Annotated in this window: 14 protein-coding genes; 13 read left to right on the top strand and 1 reads right to left on the bottom strand. The window is 67.9% G+C overall.

Annotation, left to right across the window (positions count from 1 at the left end; translation table 11 throughout):
- The 11 genes from EET03_RS30280 to EET03_RS15180 all read left to right on the top strand — a co-directional run.
- A partial coding sequence (locus EET03_RS30280) for a PE-PGRS family protein (protein WP_122508787.1) occupies nucleotides 1-412 on the top strand: 412 nt, incomplete at its 5' end.
- A 264-nt stretch (nucleotides 413-676) separates the two neighbouring features.
- The gene (locus tag EET03_RS15225; protein ID WP_075544778.1) at nucleotides 677-2119 is read left to right on the top strand and encodes a phosphoinositide-specific phospholipase C-related protein; all 1443 of its coding nucleotides are present in this window, start codon (nucleotides 677-679) and stop codon (nucleotides 2117-2119) included.
- An 85-nt stretch (nucleotides 2120-2204) separates the two neighbouring features.
- The gene (locus EET03_RS15220) at nucleotides 2205-2459 is read left to right on the top strand and encodes a hypothetical protein (RefSeq protein WP_063469204.1); all 255 of its coding nucleotides are present in this window, start codon (nucleotides 2205-2207) and stop codon (nucleotides 2457-2459) included.
- 59 nt (nucleotides 2460-2518) lie between these two features.
- Nucleotides 2519-2953 (top strand): type II toxin-antitoxin system VapC family toxin, encoded by a 435-nt coding sequence (locus EET03_RS15215; RefSeq protein ID WP_063469203.1) that lies wholly within the window; start codon nucleotides 2519-2521, stop codon nucleotides 2951-2953.
- 187 nt (nucleotides 2954-3140) lie between these two features.
- Nucleotides 3141-4499 (top strand): Pup--protein ligase, encoded by a 1359-nt coding sequence (gene pafA, locus EET03_RS15210; RefSeq protein WP_099184121.1) that lies wholly within the window; start codon nucleotides 3141-3143, stop codon nucleotides 4497-4499.
- Between the two features lie 10 nt (nucleotides 4500-4509).
- Nucleotides 4510-5508 carry a helix-turn-helix transcriptional regulator gene (locus tag EET03_RS15205; protein ID WP_075544773.1) on the top strand — a complete coding sequence of 333 codons (999 nt, stop codon included), beginning with the start codon at nucleotides 4510-4512 and terminating at the stop codon, nucleotides 5506-5508.
- Entirely contained in the window at nucleotides 5505-6482 is a 978-nt protein-coding gene (locus EET03_RS15200) for a helix-turn-helix transcriptional regulator (RefSeq protein ID WP_099193564.1), read from the top strand. The genes EET03_RS15205 and EET03_RS15200 overlap by 4 nt, the downstream gene beginning before the upstream one ends.
- A gap of 67 nt (nucleotides 6483-6549) precedes the next feature.
- Nucleotides 6550-6816: a Sec-independent protein translocase subunit TatA gene (gene tatA, locus EET03_RS15195; protein WP_075544771.1), complete on the top strand. Its 267-nt coding sequence runs from the start codon at nucleotides 6550-6552 to the stop codon at nucleotides 6814-6816.
- A 65-nt stretch (nucleotides 6817-6881) separates the two neighbouring features.
- The gene (gene tatC / locus EET03_RS15190) at nucleotides 6882-7811 is read left to right on the top strand and encodes a twin-arginine translocase subunit TatC (protein ID WP_099193563.1); all 930 of its coding nucleotides are present in this window, start codon (nucleotides 6882-6884) and stop codon (nucleotides 7809-7811) included.
- A 21-nt stretch (nucleotides 7812-7832) separates the two neighbouring features.
- Nucleotides 7833-10571 (top strand): DEAD/DEAH box helicase, encoded by a 2739-nt coding sequence (locus EET03_RS15185; RefSeq protein ID WP_075544769.1) that lies wholly within the window; start codon nucleotides 7833-7835, stop codon nucleotides 10569-10571.
- Nucleotides 10572-10628: 57 nt separating this feature from the next.
- Nucleotides 10629-11411, top strand: coding sequence for a DUF4333 domain-containing protein (locus EET03_RS15180; protein WP_075544768.1), 783 nt, complete (start codon nucleotides 10629-10631; stop codon nucleotides 11409-11411).
- Nucleotides 11412-11425: 14 nt separating this feature from the next.
- Here EET03_RS15180 and EET03_RS15175 read toward each other — a convergent pair whose 3' ends face one another.
- Entirely contained in the window at nucleotides 11426-12382 is a 957-nt protein-coding gene (locus EET03_RS15175) for a 5'-3' exonuclease (RefSeq protein ID WP_075544767.1), read from the bottom strand.
- A 19-nt stretch (nucleotides 12383-12401) separates the two neighbouring features.
- Here EET03_RS15175 and EET03_RS15170 point away from each other — a divergent pair, with 19 nt between their 5' ends.
- Complete coding sequence (locus EET03_RS15170; RefSeq protein WP_099194198.1) at nucleotides 12402-13526, top strand: M24 family metallopeptidase; 1125 nt, start codon at nucleotides 12402-12404, stop codon at nucleotides 13524-13526.
- Between the two features lie 9 nt (nucleotides 13527-13535).
- Nucleotides 13536-15523: alpha/beta hydrolase-fold protein (locus EET03_RS15165; protein WP_122508786.1), on the top strand; the 1988-nt coding region annotated here is incomplete at its 3' end.

Here is a 15523-nt window from a genome sequence, read left to right as displayed (position 1 = left end):
TGGCGGGCAAGGCGGAGCTGGCGGAAATGCCGGATGGCTGGTCGGTGACGGCGGTACCGGCGGCTTTGGGGGCCACGGCAATACCGGGGGCAACGGCGGCGACGGTGGCGCTGCCGGCCTGGCCTGGGGTGACGGCGGCGACGGCGGCGCCGGCGCACTCGGGGCCTCCTTCGGCGGGTTCGGCGGCGCCGGCGGCTACACCGGTGAGCTCTTGGGCAACGGCGGCGCAGGCGGCGCGGGCGGAGAAGGCCTGGCAAACACTGGCGGTAGCGGTGGAACCGGTGCCGACGCCGGAATCATCAGCAACGGCGGCAACGGCGGCAACGCCGGCGCGGGCGTGACATTTGGCACCGCTGGTCAGGGCGGCGCCGGCGGACTGCTCATCGGCGCCAGCGGCCTGAGCGGCAACTAACCAGCACACCGCCGGACTATGCCGCCGGCGCTTGCCCGCAGATTTACCCGCAACCCCGCCGACTCCGAGCCGAGCCCGACCCGACCTCCGAGAGCGGTCGCGTTGGGCTGTGAGCCGCCGATGGTCGCTGCCCGCCGATGTGGCATACGGGATGAGGGGGCCCGTCGGGCTGTAGGGGAGGCCGGCGTCGGTGGTGTAACTCGATGAAAACGCTTTGAGAACATCGCTGGGTTCGGCGCGTGTCGGCGTGCCAAGGTGGCGCGCGTGCCCTACACACGACGGCTTCAGCGCGCGGCCTTCGCTGGCGTCGTGTTGGCGCTGGCGATGTCCGCACCAGCGGCCGCCGACACCGATAATCAGCCGATTCCGCCCGCACCCACCGCACCCTGCAATGCCTACAGTCCGGTTGCCTTTCCCTGCGTCGGCACCGGCAAGTTCGCCGATGCCGTCGCTTGGGAATGTCGCCGTCTCCCGGTGTCCGATCGGTGGTGCCTGCTTCCGCTCGCCCACCGGGTAACCCAATCTGCCACCGATGCCTACCTGCAGTCCTGGGTGCATCGCACGGCCCAATTCCAGTACGCGCTGCAAGATTCGTCGTCGCTACACAACGCCCAGTGGCTGGGCACCCACAACTCGTACAACAGCCTTACCGAAGGGTTCACGCTCTCGCACGCCGACTCAAACCAGCAGCTGTCGTTGACTCAACAGCTGAACATCGACATGCGCTCCATCGAGTTGGACCTGCACTATGTCCCACGCCTGAGGCAGCTGGGGGCGCGCGAGGTGGTCGTGTGTCACGGGCTCTCACCGGCCCAAGGGAACTTAGGCTGCACCAACGAGCCGACCTTCGCTCACGTGTTGCCTGAGATCGCGACCTGGCTCAACGCCCATCCCGACCAGGTCATAATGCTCTATCTCGAAGACGCGTTGCAGGACGCGGCGGCGTACGCCTCGGCGGTGGCGACCATGGACAGCGTGCTGCAGCGTCCAAATCACACCAGCCTCATCTACCATCCCAACCCTGCCGATAAGGCCCCCGACGGCTGCGTCACTCTCCCGCTCAGCGTGACACGTGACCAGGTCCGGGCCGCCGGAGCACAGGTCATCATTGTCAGCAAATGTGCACCCGACTGGTCGGCCGACGCCTTCAATTGGAACCCCGTGGAGGTAGAGAGCAACAAAAGCTCCGGCTACCAGCCGTACCCGGCGTGCGATCCCAATTTCAACCGCACGGTCTACGACACCAAGATCGTCCGTTACTACGAGGACACCACCTTTGTCTCGAGCCTGGCCGACCCCACCATGCCACCCATCAACCCAAATGCGCTGACACCGTCGAATGTGCAGTCGATGACCAACTGCGGCGTCCAGATGTTCGGCTTCGACCAGATACTGCCCGAGGACGGGCGTATCCAGGCATCGCTGTGGAGCTGGGCACCCGACGAACCGCGTGCCAATGCCGGAAGCTGCACCCTGCAGAGAGCGGACGGTCGCTGGGTAGCCGCGCCGTGTACGGACTCGCACCCGGCGGCCTGCCTCAACGGAAGCACGTGGTCCGTGACGGCGCCGGTAACGTACGCAGCGGCTCCGGCTGCCTGCACCGCCGCCGGCTCGACTTTTGACCTGCCCCTGTCCGGGTACCAGAACGCACAACTGAACGCGGTGGCCACTGCCGGCGGAGGCGCCTGGATCCAGCACCCGATCTAGTGCGGGCGATCAGGACGGTAGAAGGCGTCAGGTCGGCATTCCGTTGGAAGCATGCTGTCAAAAATTTTGATGCTATGCTATCAGCATGCGGACCACGGTGACGTTGGACGATGACGTCGCGCAGTTGGTGCGGCGGCGGATGGCCGAGCGGCAGGTGTCCTTCAAGAAAGCGCTCAACGACGCGATTCGGGACGGCGCCATGGGGCGACCCGAACCGCGCCGGTTCGTGACCCGCACCACCGACTTGGGCGTCCCCGCGGTCAATCTCGACCGGGCTTTGCAGCTTGCCGCCGACCTCGAGGATGAGGAACTCGTGCGGCGTCAGCGGCGTCGGTCATGAACGCCGTTTCTGGTCATCGCTTCACCTTGCATCGTCGCCGGGGCGGGTCATAGCCGACCGTGAAGATCGTCGACGCCAATGTGCTGCTGTACGCGGTTAACACATCCAGCGAATACCACAAGCCGTCGTTGCGTTGGCTCGACGCCGCGCTATCGGGTGCCGACAGCATTGGCTTTGCTTGGGTCCCGTTGCTGGCGTTTGTCCGGCTCGCGACCAAAGACGGGCTGTTCCCCCACCCGATGTCTCCGCAGGATGCCATCGGTCAAGTCGCGGACTGGCTGACTGCGCCGAGTGCTGTGTTGGTCAATCCAACTGCGCGCCACGCTGATCTCCTGACGAGAATGCTGGCGCAGGTGGGAACCGGCGGCAATCTCGTCAACGATGCCCACTTGGCGGCGCTTGCCGTCGAGCATCGCGCCAGCATCGTGTCCTATGACAGCGATTTCGGCCGATTCGACGGCGTGCGCTGGGAGCACCCGTCGGCACTGCTGTGATCACTTCTCCGGCGGCTGGAAGCCGCCGGCTGCCAGCCATGCTCGCTGGCTCGAGCGGCTCCAGCCGGGCCAGCCCGGTCCGCGCGGCTAGCACAAATGCGGCCGGCGTATTGCCGATCGGTTTCGATGCAATCCGCGGGCGCGGCTTGCTCACCGCCGCGTCAAGACAACCAGTACCCTCGATTACGTGCAGCGACGAATCATGGGCATCGAGACCGAGTTCGGTGTCACCTGCACCTTCCACGGCCATCGTCGGCTCAGCCCCGATGAGGTCGCGCGCTACCTGTTTCGCCGGGTGGTGTCCTGGGGGCGCAGCTCCAACGTTTTCCTGCGCAACGGCGCGCGCCTATACCTCGACGTGGGCAGTCATCCGGAATACGCCACCGCCGAATGCGACAGCCTGGTGCAGCTGGTCACGCACGACCGGGCCGGCGAATGGGTGCTCGAGGACCTGCTCATCGATGCCGAACAGCGCCTTGCCGACGAGGGTATCGGCGGCGACATCTACCTGTTCAAGAACAACACCGATTCGGCGGGCAATTCCTACGGCTGCCACGAGAACTACCTGATCGTCCGGGCAGGCGAGTTCTCCCGCATCTCCGATGTGCTGCTGCCCTTCCTGGTCACCCGCCAGCTGATCTGCGGGGCCGGCAAGGTGCTGCAGACCCCCAAGGCGGCCACCTTCTGCTTGAGCCAACGCGCCGAGCACATCTGGGAGGGCGTCTCCAGCGCCACCACCCGATCACGCCCGATCATCAACACCCGCGACGAGCCGCACGCCGACGCCGAGAAGTACCGGCGGCTGCATGTCATCGTCGGCGACTCCAACATGTGTGAGACGACCACCATGTTGAAGGTGGGCACTGCTGCGCTGGTTCTGGAAATGATCGAGGCGGGGGTCGCTTTCCGTGATTTTTCCCTGGACAACCCGATCCGCGCGATCCGCGAGGTCAGCCACGACGTCACCGGCCGACGACCGGTGCGGCTGGCCGGGGGGCGCCAGGCCAGCGCACTGGACATCCAGCGCGAGTATCACGCCCGCGCCGTCGACCATCTGCAGAACCGGGAGCCAAACCCGCAGATCGAGCAGGTCGTCGACCTGTGGGGGCGCCAGCTCGACGCGGTCGAGAGCCAGGACTTCGCCAAGGTGGACACCGAGATCGACTGGGTGATCAAACGGAAGCTGTTCCAGCGCTACCAGGACCGCTACAACATGGAGCTTTCCGACCCGAAGATCGCCCAGCTGGACCTGGCCTACCACGACATCAAACGCGGGCGAGGTGTCTTCGACCTGCTGCAGCGCAAGGGTCTGGCGGCACGCGTCACCACCGACGAGGAGATCGCCGACGCCGTCGACCACCCGCCGCAGACCACGCGCGCGCGGCTGCGCGGCGAGTTCATCAGCGCCGCGCAGGCCGCGGGACGGGATTTCACCGTCGACTGGGTGCATCTCAAACTCAACGACCAGGCGCAGCGCACGGTGCTGTGCAAGGACCCGTTCCGTTCGGTGGACGAGCGGGTCAAACGGCTGATCGCGAGCATGTAATACAAAGCTAATGGCGACCTCGAAAGTCGAACGGCTGGTCAATCTCGTCATCGCGCTGCTGTCCACTCGCGGCTACATCACCGCCGAGAAGATCCGTGCCACCGTTGCGGGATATGCCGATAGCCCGACCGCCGAGGCGTTCTCCCGGATGTTCGAGCGCGACAAGAACGAACTGCGCGACCTCGGCATCCCGCTGGAGGTCGGCAAGGTGTCGAACCTGGACGCAGGCGAGGGCTACCGCATCAACCGCGACGCCTACGCGCTGCCACCCGTCGACCTGAACCCGGACGAGGCGACCGCCGTTGCCGTCGCCACCCAACTGTGGGAGTCGCCGGAACTGATCACCGCGACCCAGGGCGCGTTGCTCAAGCTGCGGGCCGCTGGAGTGGACGTCGACCCCTTGGACACCGGGGCGCCGGTGACCATCGCCTCTCCGGCCGGGCTGACCGGGCTGCGCGGATCCGAACACGTGCTGGGAATCCTGTTGTCTGCCATCGACTCTCGGCAGGCGGTGCAATTCCCGCATCGGTCGTCGCGGGCCGAGCCCTACACCACCCGCATCGTCGAACCGTGGGGCGTGGTCACCGAGAGGGGCCGCTGGTATCTCGTCGGCCACGACCGCGACCGCGACGCCACCCGCGTTTTCCGGCTGTCGCGGATCGGTGGGGAGATCACCCCGATCGGCCCGGCCGGCGCGATCGCCGTGCCCGACGACGTCGACCTGCGCGGCATCGTGGCCGCGAAGGTCACCGAGGCGCCGACCGGTATGCAGGCCACGGTCTGGGTCGCCGACGGGCGGGCCACCGCGCTGCGCAGAGCCGGGCGACCCGTCGGCCCCCGGAGACTGGCCGGTCGCGACGGCGACGTGATCGAACTCGACATCGGATCCAGTGACCGGTTGGCGCGCGAGATCGCCGGCTACGGAGCCGACGCGATCGTCTTGGAGCCGGCTGCCCTGCGCGACGACGTGTTGGCCCGACTGCGTGCCCACGCCGAGGCAACGCGATGACTGCCGTGTCCACCCGGCTGGTGCGGCTGCTCAACATGGTGCCGTACTTCCAGGCCAACCCCCGGATCACCCGCGCGGAAGCCGCCGCCGACCTCGGGGTGTCGGCCAAGCAGCTCGAGGAGGATCTCAACCAGCTGTGGATGTGCGGACTGCCCGGCTATTACCCGGGAGATCTGATCGACTTCGAGTTCTCCGGGGACACCATCGAGGTGACGTTCTCGGCGGGCATCGACCGGCCGTTGAAGCTGACGTCTCCGGAGGCCACCGGGCTGCTGGTGGCGCTGCGGGCGCTGGCGGACATTCCGGGTGTCGTCGATCCGCGGGCGGCCCGCAGCGCGATCGCCAAGATCTCGGCGGCGGCCGGCGCGGCCGGCGCGGCCGGCCATGACAGCACGGTCTCGGCCGCCGACCAACCGGCGCCGGCCGAGCACGCGGCGGCGGCGACGGTGCGCGCCGCGGTGCGCGACAAACGGGCGCTGACCATTGACTACTACTCGGCGTCGCACGACACCCTCACCACCCGGACCGTCGATCCCATCCGGGTGCTGCTGATCGGCGGTCACAGCTACCTGGAGGCCTGGTCGCGCGAGGCCGAAGGGGTTCGGCTGTTCCGGTTCGACCGGATCGTCGACGCCGGCGAGCTGGACGAGCCGGCCGCGCCGCCGGAACCGGCGCTGCAGGCGCCGCCGGACACGGCGCTGTTCGACGCGGATCCGTCGCTGCCGTCGGCAACGCTGCGGGTGGCAGCGTCGGCGTCGTGGATGCTGGAGTACTACCCGATACGGGAGCTGCGTGAGCTGCCCGACGGATCCTGTGAGGTGGCCATGACCTACGCCTCGGAGGAGTGGATGACTCGTCTGATGCTGGGCTTCGGCTCCGATGTGCAGGTGCTGGCGCCGGAATCGCTCGCCCGGCGGGTGCGGACGGCCGCGGAAGCCGCAGTGCAGGCCTACCGGGCCGCTGTGCAGCAGTGACGGCGCGGCCGGGCGGCTTGGCAGCTCTGCTGCGGTAACATCGGGTCAACGTCTGGAGGTAATCAAAGTGGGCAGTCTTAGTCCGTGGCATTGGGCGATCCTCGCTGTCGTGGTGATCGTGCTGTTCGGCGCCAAGAAGCTCCCCGATGCGGCGCGGTCGTTGGGCAAGTCGATGCGCATCTTCAAGTCCGAGATCCGGGAAATGCAGAGCGAGACCAAACCGCAACCGTCCGCCCTGGAAACCAACACGGCAACCCCAACGCCGGTGCAGTCGCAGCGGGTCGAGCCTCCAGCGAGCACCGAGCCGGGTCACACCGAGGCGCGGCCGGCTTAGCCCGGCACACCGTCTCGGTGCCCAAGCGTCACTGATCGAACGTGGGGAATGGTTTCCGGGCCTCAGTGCGTGCCGCCGCTGTTCTTAAGCGGCTGAACCCTCGCAACAGGCGTAGCCGCGTCAATCCTGACGCGACAATGTCACTGGTCGATCACCTGACCGAGTTGCGGACCCGGCTGCTGATCTCGCTGGCCGCCATCCTGGTCACCACGATCTTCGGGTTCATCTGGTACTCGCATTCGGTGTTCGGAATGGAAAGCCTGGGCGAGTGGCTGCGCCATCCCTATTGTTCGTTGCCGCAATCGGCGCGGGCCGACATCAGCGCCGACGGGCAGTGCCGGCTGCTGGCGACCGCGCCGTTCGACCAGTTCATGCTGCGGCTCAAGGTCGGGACGACGGCCGGCGTCGTGCTGGCCTGTCCGGTGTGGTTCTACGAGCTGTGGGCTTTCATCACGCCGGGGCTGTACACGAAGGAGCGCCGCTTCGCGGTGGCGTTCGTGATCCCGGCCGCGGTGCTGTTCGTGGCCGGTGCCGTGCTGGCGTATCTGGTGCTGTCCAAGGCGCTGGGCTTCCTGTTGACCGTCGGTAGCGACGTTCAGGTGACCGCGCTGTCGGGTGACCGGTACTTCGGCTTCCTGATCAACCTGCTGGTGGTGTTCGGGGTCAGCTTCGAATTTCCGCTGCTGATCGTGATGCTCAACATGACGGGCATGCTGACCTATGAACGGCTCAAGTCCTGGCGGCGCGGCCTGATCTTCACCATGTTCGTGTTCGCGGCGGTATTCACGCCCGGGTCGGACCCGTTCTCGATGACCGCGCTCGGCGTGGCGCTGACCGTGCTGCTCGAGTTCGCCATCCAGATCGCCCGGCTGCACGACAAGCGGAAAGCCAAGCGGGAGGCGTTGATTCCCGACGACGAAGCGTCGGCCATCGATTCGCCCGAGCCGATACCGGCACCGTCGGTCATCGGCGGATCACATGACGACGTCACCTAGCGACCGCATCAGGGCGGCGGGGTGACAGATCTGCCCGAGCTGGCCCGGTTCGCCGCGGAGCTGCCCTTCTCGCTCGACGATTTTCAGCAGCGCGCCTGTGCCGCCTTGGAACGCGGCCACGGGGTCCTGGTGTGTGCGCCCACCGGCGCCGGCAAGACGGTGGTCGGCGAGTTCGCCGTGCACCTGGCCCTGGCGGCCGGCGGCAAATGCTTCTACACCACACCACTGAAGGCCCTGAGCAACCAGAAGCACACCGACCTGACGGCTCGCTACGGCCGCGACCAGATCGGACTGCTGACCGGGGACCTCGCGGTCAACGCCAACGCGCCCGTGGTGGTGATGACCACCGAGGTGCTGCGCAACATGCTCTACGCCGATTCACCTGCGCTGCAAGGACTTTCCCACGTCGTGATGGACGAGGTGCATTTCCTCGCCGACCGGATGCGGGGCCCGGTGTGGGAGGAGGTCATCCTGCAACTGCCCGACGAGGTGCGGGTGGTCAGCCTGTCGGCGACGGTCAGCAACGCCGAAGAGTTCGGCGGCTGGATACAGACCGTGCGGGGGGACACCACGGTCGTCGTCGACGAGCACCGGCCGGTGCCGCTGTGGCAACACATCTTGGTGGGCAAGCGCCTCTTCGACCTGTTCGACTACGACGCCGACGCACAACAGCCGCGGGTCAACCCGGACTTGGTGCGCCACATCGCGCATCGCCGCGAGGCCGACCGGATGTCGGACTGGCGCAGCCCCCGCCGGCAGGCGGGACGAGGGGGTCCCGGCCGGCCGCGTTTCTATCGGCCGCCCCCGCGGCCGGAGGTGATCGCGAAACTCGACTCCGAGGGGTTGTTACCGGCGATCACGTTCGTGTTCTCCCGGGCCGGTTGCGACGCCGCCGTCCAACAGTGCTTGCGCTCACCACTGCGGCTCACCAGCGAGGACGAACGCGCCCGGATTGCCGAGGTGATCGACCACCGCTGCGGCGATCTGGCCGACGCCGACCTGGCCGTACTCGGCTACTACGAGTGGCGCGAGGGGCTGCTGCGCGGGTTGGCCGCCCACCACGCCGGCATGCTGCCGGCATTCCGGCACACCGTCGAGGAGCTGTTCGCCGCCGGCCTGGTCAAAGCGGTGTTCGCCACCGAAACGCTGGCGCTCGGCATCAACATGCCGGCCCGCACGGTGGTGCTCGAGCGGCTGGTGAAGTTCAACGGTGAGCAGCACCTGCCGCTGACGCCGGGGGAGTACACGCAGTTGACCGGCCGGGCAGGGCGGCGGGGCATCGATGTCGAGGGTCATGCCGTGGTGATCTGGCATCCCGCCGACAGCACCAGCGAGCCGGCCGAGGTGGCCGGCCTGGCGTCAACCCGCACCTTTCCGCTGCGCAGCTCGTTTGTCCCGTCGTACAACATGACGATCAACCTGGTGCACCGGATGGGCCCGGAACAGGCGCATCGGCTGCTGGAGCAGTCATTTGCCCAGTACCAGGCCGACCGGTCCGTCGTCGGACTGGTCCGCGGCATCGAGCGCGGCAACCGGATGCTCGACGAGATCGCCGCTGAACTCGGTGGCCCTAATGCGCCGATCCTCGATTACGCCCGGCTGCGCGCGCAGGTGTCGGAGATGGAGCGCTCGCAGGCCCGCGCGTCCCGGTTGCAGCGCCGCCAGGAGGCCAACGACGCGTTGGCGGCGCTGCGCAAGGGAGACATCATCACCATCACCCACGGCCGGCGCGGCGGGCTGGCGGTGGTATTGGAGTCCGCCCGCGACAGTGCCGACCCGCGGCCGCTGGTGCTGACCGAAAACCGTTGGGCCGGGCGCATTTCGTCGGCCGACTATTCGGGCGGGGTGCCGCCGGTCGGATCGATGCCACTGCCCAAACGGGTCGAATACCGCCAGCCGCGGGTGCGCCGGGATTTGGCGTCGGCGCTCCGCTCGGCCGCCGCGGGCCTGACCGCGCCCGCTGATCGGCGCGGCAAGAAACGCGCCCACCATGACCCGGACCTGGAGTCGCTGCGCGAGCAACTGCGCCGCCACCCCTGCCACCACGCTCCCGATGTCGAGGTCCAGGTTCGCCAGGCGGAACGTTATCTGCGCGTCGAACGGGACAACGCGCAGCAGCAGCGCAAGGTGGCCGCCGCCACCAACTCGTTGGCGCGCACCTTCGACCGGATCGTCGGCCTGCTCACCGAGCGGCAGTTCATCCACGGACCGCCGACCGACCCCCAGGTCACCGACGACGGCCGGTTGCTGGCACGCATCTACAGCGAAAGCGACCTGTTGGTGGCCGAGTGCCTGCGGACCGGCGCCTGGGCGGGTTTGAAGCCGCCCGAGTTGGCCGCGGTCGTCTCGGCGGTGCTCTACGAATCGCGCGGTGGTGACGGGACGGGCCCGTCGCCGGGGGCAGAGGCACCGACGCCGCGGTTGCGGCAGGCGCTGGGCCAGACCGCGAGGCTGTCGTCGGAGCTGCGCGCCGATGAGCAGACGCACCGGATCGGCCAGGGTCGGGAACCCGACGACGGCTTCGTCAACGTCATTTATCGTTGGGCGCGCACGGGTGATCTGGCGGCGGCATTGGCTGCCGCCGACGCCACCGGCGCCGGTTCCCCTTTGTTGGCAGGTGATTTCGTGCGCTGGTGCCGGCAGGTGCTCGATCTGCTGGACCAGGTGCGCAACGCCGCCCCGGACCCCGAAGTGCGTGCGGTGGCCAAGCGCGCCATCAACGACATCAGGCGCGGCGTCGTCGCGGTTGACGCCGGGTAGGCTGGCCCGCAGCTACGGTTATGTCCGGAATGTGACCGCAGGAATACAGGAGATGCGATGAGCGGACCGCAGGGATCAGACCCGAGGCAGTCGTGGCAGCCGCCCGGGCAGGGCGATCGTTCCTCGGACCCGACCATGGCGGGTTCACCGTGGCAGCAGCAGCCAACTCAGGATGCGACGTGGCAGGCTCCGGCTTACACACCCGCGGAGTATCCGCAGTACCAACAGCCGGTGGACCCGGCGTATCCGCAACAGTATCCGCAGTCCATCCCCGGCTACGGGCAGCCCGATTTCGGTTCGCAGGCCACCCAATTCGGTCCTACTCCGCAATACGCGCAGCCAGGGCAGTACGGGGCGCCGGCCCAGTACGGGCAGCCGGGCCAATACCCACCGCCGGGACAGCCGGGCCAGCCGGGCCAATACGGCCAGCCCGGCCAATACGGCCAGCCGGGCCAATATCCCGGGCAATACGCTCCCTACGACCAGTCGGGTAAGGGCTCCAAGCGTTCGATGGCGGTCATCGGCGGTGTCGTCGGCGTGATCGCGGTGCTCATCATCGGCGTGGTCTTGGTGCTCGGTTTCTGGGAGCCCGGGTTTTTCGTCACCACCAAGCTGGACGTGAACAAGGCGAACGCCGGCGTCCAGCAGATCCTGACCGACGAGACCAACGGCTACGGCGCCAAGAACGTCAAGGACGTCAAGTGCAACAACGGGGCCAACCCGACCGTCAAGAAGGGCGCCACCTTCGAGTGCACCGTCAGCATCGACGGCGCGTCCAAGCGGGTGACGGTGACCTTCCAGGACAGCAAGGGCACCTACGAGGTCGGCCGTCCGCAGTAGCCGTCACCAGGCTGTCATGGGGGCAGTTCGTCCAGCGCCTTCTGCAGTCGGGCAATCGAGGACCCGACCCCGTATCGAGTGGCCAGTTCGGCAGTGCGCGCCGGGTCGGCGGCGGCCAGCGGTAGCGCGTCTGTGGCCGTCGAAAGCTTGACCGGTGCGTCGGTGGCCACCCGCACCACGGAACCCGCGGCCTCGATATAGGCCGATGCGCCAACCAGTTTCGCTCGCAGTCCCTTGGCCATCCCCGACCTGGGGTCGTCAGCGGCCGCCAGGATCTGATCCAGCGAGCCGTGCTGAGCCAGCAGGGCCGACGCCGTCTTCTCGCCGACGCCGGGCACTCCGGGCAATCCGTCGGAGGGATCGCCGCGCAGCAGCGCCAGTTCGGCGTAGGCCGAGCCGGCCCGATCCGTCGGCAAGCCGTAGCGTTCGGCCACCTCGGCGGGCCCGAACAAGGTGGCTTTCGACAGCCCGCGACCGAGGTAGAGCACCTGAATGGGGACCGGGTCGTCGGCCACCACCTGCAGCAGGTCGCGGTCACCACTGACGACAACCACCGGATTGCGGCGTTCCTGGGCTGCCAGGGTGCCGATCACATCGTCGGCCTCGAAACCGGCTGCGCCGGCGGTCGGGATCCCGAACGCGTCGAGCAGCTCCATGATCATGTCGACCTGCGGGGTCAGCTCGTCGGGCACTTCCTCGATGTCGGGCTGGCCTGCGGGCTCTGCTGTGGCTACCCGGTGCGCCTTGTACGAGGGGATGAGGTCGACCCGGAACTGTGGCCGCCAATCCAGGTCCAGACATACGACCAGCCGACCGGGCCGCTGCTGGGTGATCACCAGCGCCATCGAGTCGATGAACCCGCGCACGGCGTTGACCGGGCGACCGTCGGGCGCGGTGATCGATGACGGCACGCCGAAAAAGGAGCGAAACCACATGCTGGCGCCGTCCAGCAGCAGCAGGGGAGCGGGCATGCGGGTTATCCTGCCAGGCGTGAATGTCCGGCGATTCGACACCGCGGTGTATGCGCGACGGCTGGCTGCGGCGGCGGCCGCGGCCGCCGCTTCCGGCCTGGCCGGCCTGGTGATCACGCCAGGTTATGACCTGCGCTACCTGATTGGCTCGCGTGCGGAGACCTTCGAGCGACTCACCGCACTGGTGCTGCCGGCGTCCGGTGAGCCGACCATCGTGGTGCCGCAGCTGGAGCTGGCCAGCCTCCAGGAATCCGCCGCCGCATTGGGGCTGGTTGTGCGGGATTGGGTCGATGGCGACGACCCCTATCGATTGGTGAGTGCCGCGTTGGGCGGTGACTCGGCGGCTACTGCCGTCACCGATTCCATGCCGGCGCTGCACCTGTTGCCGCTGGCCGCTGCGTTGGGGGTGCTGCCGGTATTGGCCACCGATGTGCTGCGCGAGCTTCGAATGGTAAAGGAGGAAGCCGAGATTGAGGCGTTGCGCCGGGCCGGCGCGGCCATCGATCGGGTGCACGCCCGAGTTCCGGAGTTCTTGGTGCCGGGCCGAACCGAGGCGGAGGTCGCCGCTGACATCGCCGAAGCGATTCTCGCAGAAGGGCATTCGGAGGTGGCGTTCGTCATCGTCGGATCCGGCCCGCATGGCGCCGACCCGCATCACCGGTTTTCGGATCGCACACTGCAGGTCGGTGACATTGTCGTCGTCGACATCGGCGGCACGGTCGAGCCCGGATACCACTCGGACTGCACCCGCACCTACAGCATCGGTGAACCTGATTCGGTTGTGGCGCAGCAGTATTCGATACTGCAGCGGGCGCAGCGGATGGCCGTTGAGGCGGTCCGTCCAGGTGTGACGGCTGCTCAGGTTGACGCGGCGGCCCGCGAGGTGCTGGCCGAGGCGGGGCTGGGCGAGCATTTCGTGCACCGCACTGGACACGGCATCGGGCTGTGCGTGCACGAAGAGCCCTACATCGTCGCCGGCAACGACCTGCCGCTGGCGGCCGGCATGGCGTTCTCCGTCGAGCCGGGCATCTACTTCCCGGGCCGGTGGGGGGCTCGCATCGAAGACATCGCGGTGGTCACCGAGGACGGCGCGGTGTCGGTCAACAACCGGCCGCACGAACTGGCGGTGGTGCCGGCCCAGTAGGTTGGCGTGGTGTCGCTCCTGGACCTCACGCTGCTGCCGATTCGTGTCGCGCGTCGTATTGCCGACGTGGTGCTGCACCCCTCCCCGGCGCCGCTTGCCGAGCTCATCGTGGTCGACGGGATGCCGGAGGGGGTGCCGCCGGCCGCGCGGCGGCCCGAACCGAAGCTTCCGGTGCCCGCGGGATGGCCGTTCGGCGAGGAGTTTCCGCGTACCTGCGGGGCGGCTCGCCTGGCCGGCGGGGCATTGTTCTGGACCGATTTCCTCTACGACGACCACGGCGCGACGGGTCTGCCGGTGGGAGCTCTCAAGATCCAGGCGCCGCCGCGAGGCACCTACGTCTATCCCGACGGGCCCGCGGCCGGCAACGGCGCCGACATCTTTCGCGTCGCGATCGGCCTCACCGACACCCACACCTGTTGGCGGGTGGACTGGAACACGCTGGTCGACGCCACCGTGCCGATTGCGCTGTTTACCTTCGACACCGACCGCGGTCGCGCTGCGTCGGCGGAGTGGCCGGCCGGGGCCGGGGTGCGTTCGGCCGGCATAGACCTGGCCCTGCTGGTCTCGGGCCGCGGTGCCCGGCTGATCGACCTGACCACGCAGGTCGCGAACCCGGTCGAGCACAGCGTCGACCTGCCGGCGCGCTCGTTTCTGGCGTGGGTGCCGCGGTCCCTGTTGGAACCAACGGGTACCTGGACGGTCCGGTTGGCCGCCGGGTTGGCCAACCCAGCGGGGGACGGGTTCGCCGATGTGCCGGCCGAGAGGGGCGCGCTGCCGGGGCAGCCCAACGTCTACAACGTCGCTTTCCGCACCCACACTCAGGAGGGGCCGCACCTGAACTTCTGGTCCGACGCGGCCCAGGCCGCCGCGCTGACCAGCGGCGATGTCTCCGAATTCGCGGTGGCGGTTCAATGGGACCGGCTTGCGGCCCGCGAACACACCGCCGAACCGGTGATCACCGGACCGTCGACGCGGTGGTATGTGTCCTCGGTGGAGCTGGGCCAGGGTGTCGCCCCGGGGACCGTGTTGGACACCGACCCACAGTTTCTGGGCCGGGTCCAGCCCTATTCGGTGTGCCTGCCGTCGACCTATGCACCCGGTGAGGCGCTGCCGCTGACGCTGTTGTTGCACTCGCTGGCGCTGGGGCAAACCCAGTTCGCCGCGATCGACCCCCGCTTGTTGCACGAAGTGTGTGAGACGCGCGGCTCGGTGGTGGTGACGCCGCTGGGTCGAGGTCCGTCGACCTGGTACTTCGATGCCGGCGAACTCGACGTGTGGGAAGTATGGGCGCGGGTGGCCGAGCAGCTGGGCACCGACCCCAACCGCACGGTCGTCTCCGGCTACTCGATGGGCGGTTATGCGGCATACAAGTTCGGGCTGACCTATCCGGAAGTGTTCGCGCAGGCCGTCGTGCTGGCCGGGCCGCCGACGTGCGGGGTGCGGCTGGTGCCCAACATCGACATTCCGGCCGATTTTGATCTGGATACTCCCTGCGCCCGCGAAGGCGACACCTGGGAGTTGTTGGGCAACGCCCGGTGGCTGCCGTTTGTCATCGCCCACGGATTGATCGACCAACTGGTGCCGTTCACCTCGGTTGCTCAGCAGGTGCTGGAGCTGGACCGGCTGGGCTATCGCTACCGGTTCACCGTCTATCCGCTGGAGGATCACGTCGCCTGGGTGCTCAAGGACGAGTTCGACGACCCGATCGCCCACATGGGAACCGGTCTGCGCCAAGCGGATCCCGGGCATATCACGTTCGCGTGGTACCCGCAGTTGGTGCGTGCGGACCTCGGCATCGGGCCGCATCAGGTGTGGTGGTTGTCGGAGCTGACCGCCGATCCCGCGGTGACAGGTAGGCGCGGCGCCACCGCGGAAGTCGATGCCCGCTCTTATGCCCGGCCCGATCCGATGCGCAGCATCCGGCGGCGCCGCGGCTTCGTCCCGCACTTCGACCCGACACCCGGGTTATATACCGAATTGGAGTGGCGGGTCCGGTT

Source organism: Mycobacterium innocens (assembly GCF_900566055.1).
GTDB lineage: Bacteria > Actinomycetota > Actinomycetes > Mycobacteriales > Mycobacteriaceae > Mycobacterium > Mycobacterium innocens.
The sequence above is the reverse complement of the archived record's forward strand: the minus strand, read 5'-3'. Positions and strand labels throughout refer to the sequence as shown.

Coding starts and splice junctions, on each gene's coding strand:
- EET03_RS15220 (WP_063469204.1), top strand. CDS start 2,205: ATGCGGACCACGGTGACGTTGGACGATGACGTCGCGCAGTTGGTGCGG.
- EET03_RS15205 (WP_075544773.1), top strand. CDS start 4,510: ATGGCGACCTCGAAAGTCGAACGGCTGGTCAATCTCGTCATCGCGCTG.
- EET03_RS15200 (WP_099193564.1), top strand. CDS start 5,505: ATGACTGCCGTGTCCACCCGGCTGGTGCGGCTGCTCAACATGGTGCCG.
- EET03_RS15180 (WP_075544768.1), top strand. CDS start 10,629: ATGAGCGGACCGCAGGGATCAGACCCGAGGCAGTCGTGGCAGCCGCCC.
- EET03_RS15175 (WP_075544767.1), bottom strand. CDS start 12,382: ATGCCCGCTCCCCTGCTGCTGCTGGACGGCGCCAGCATGTGGTTTCGC.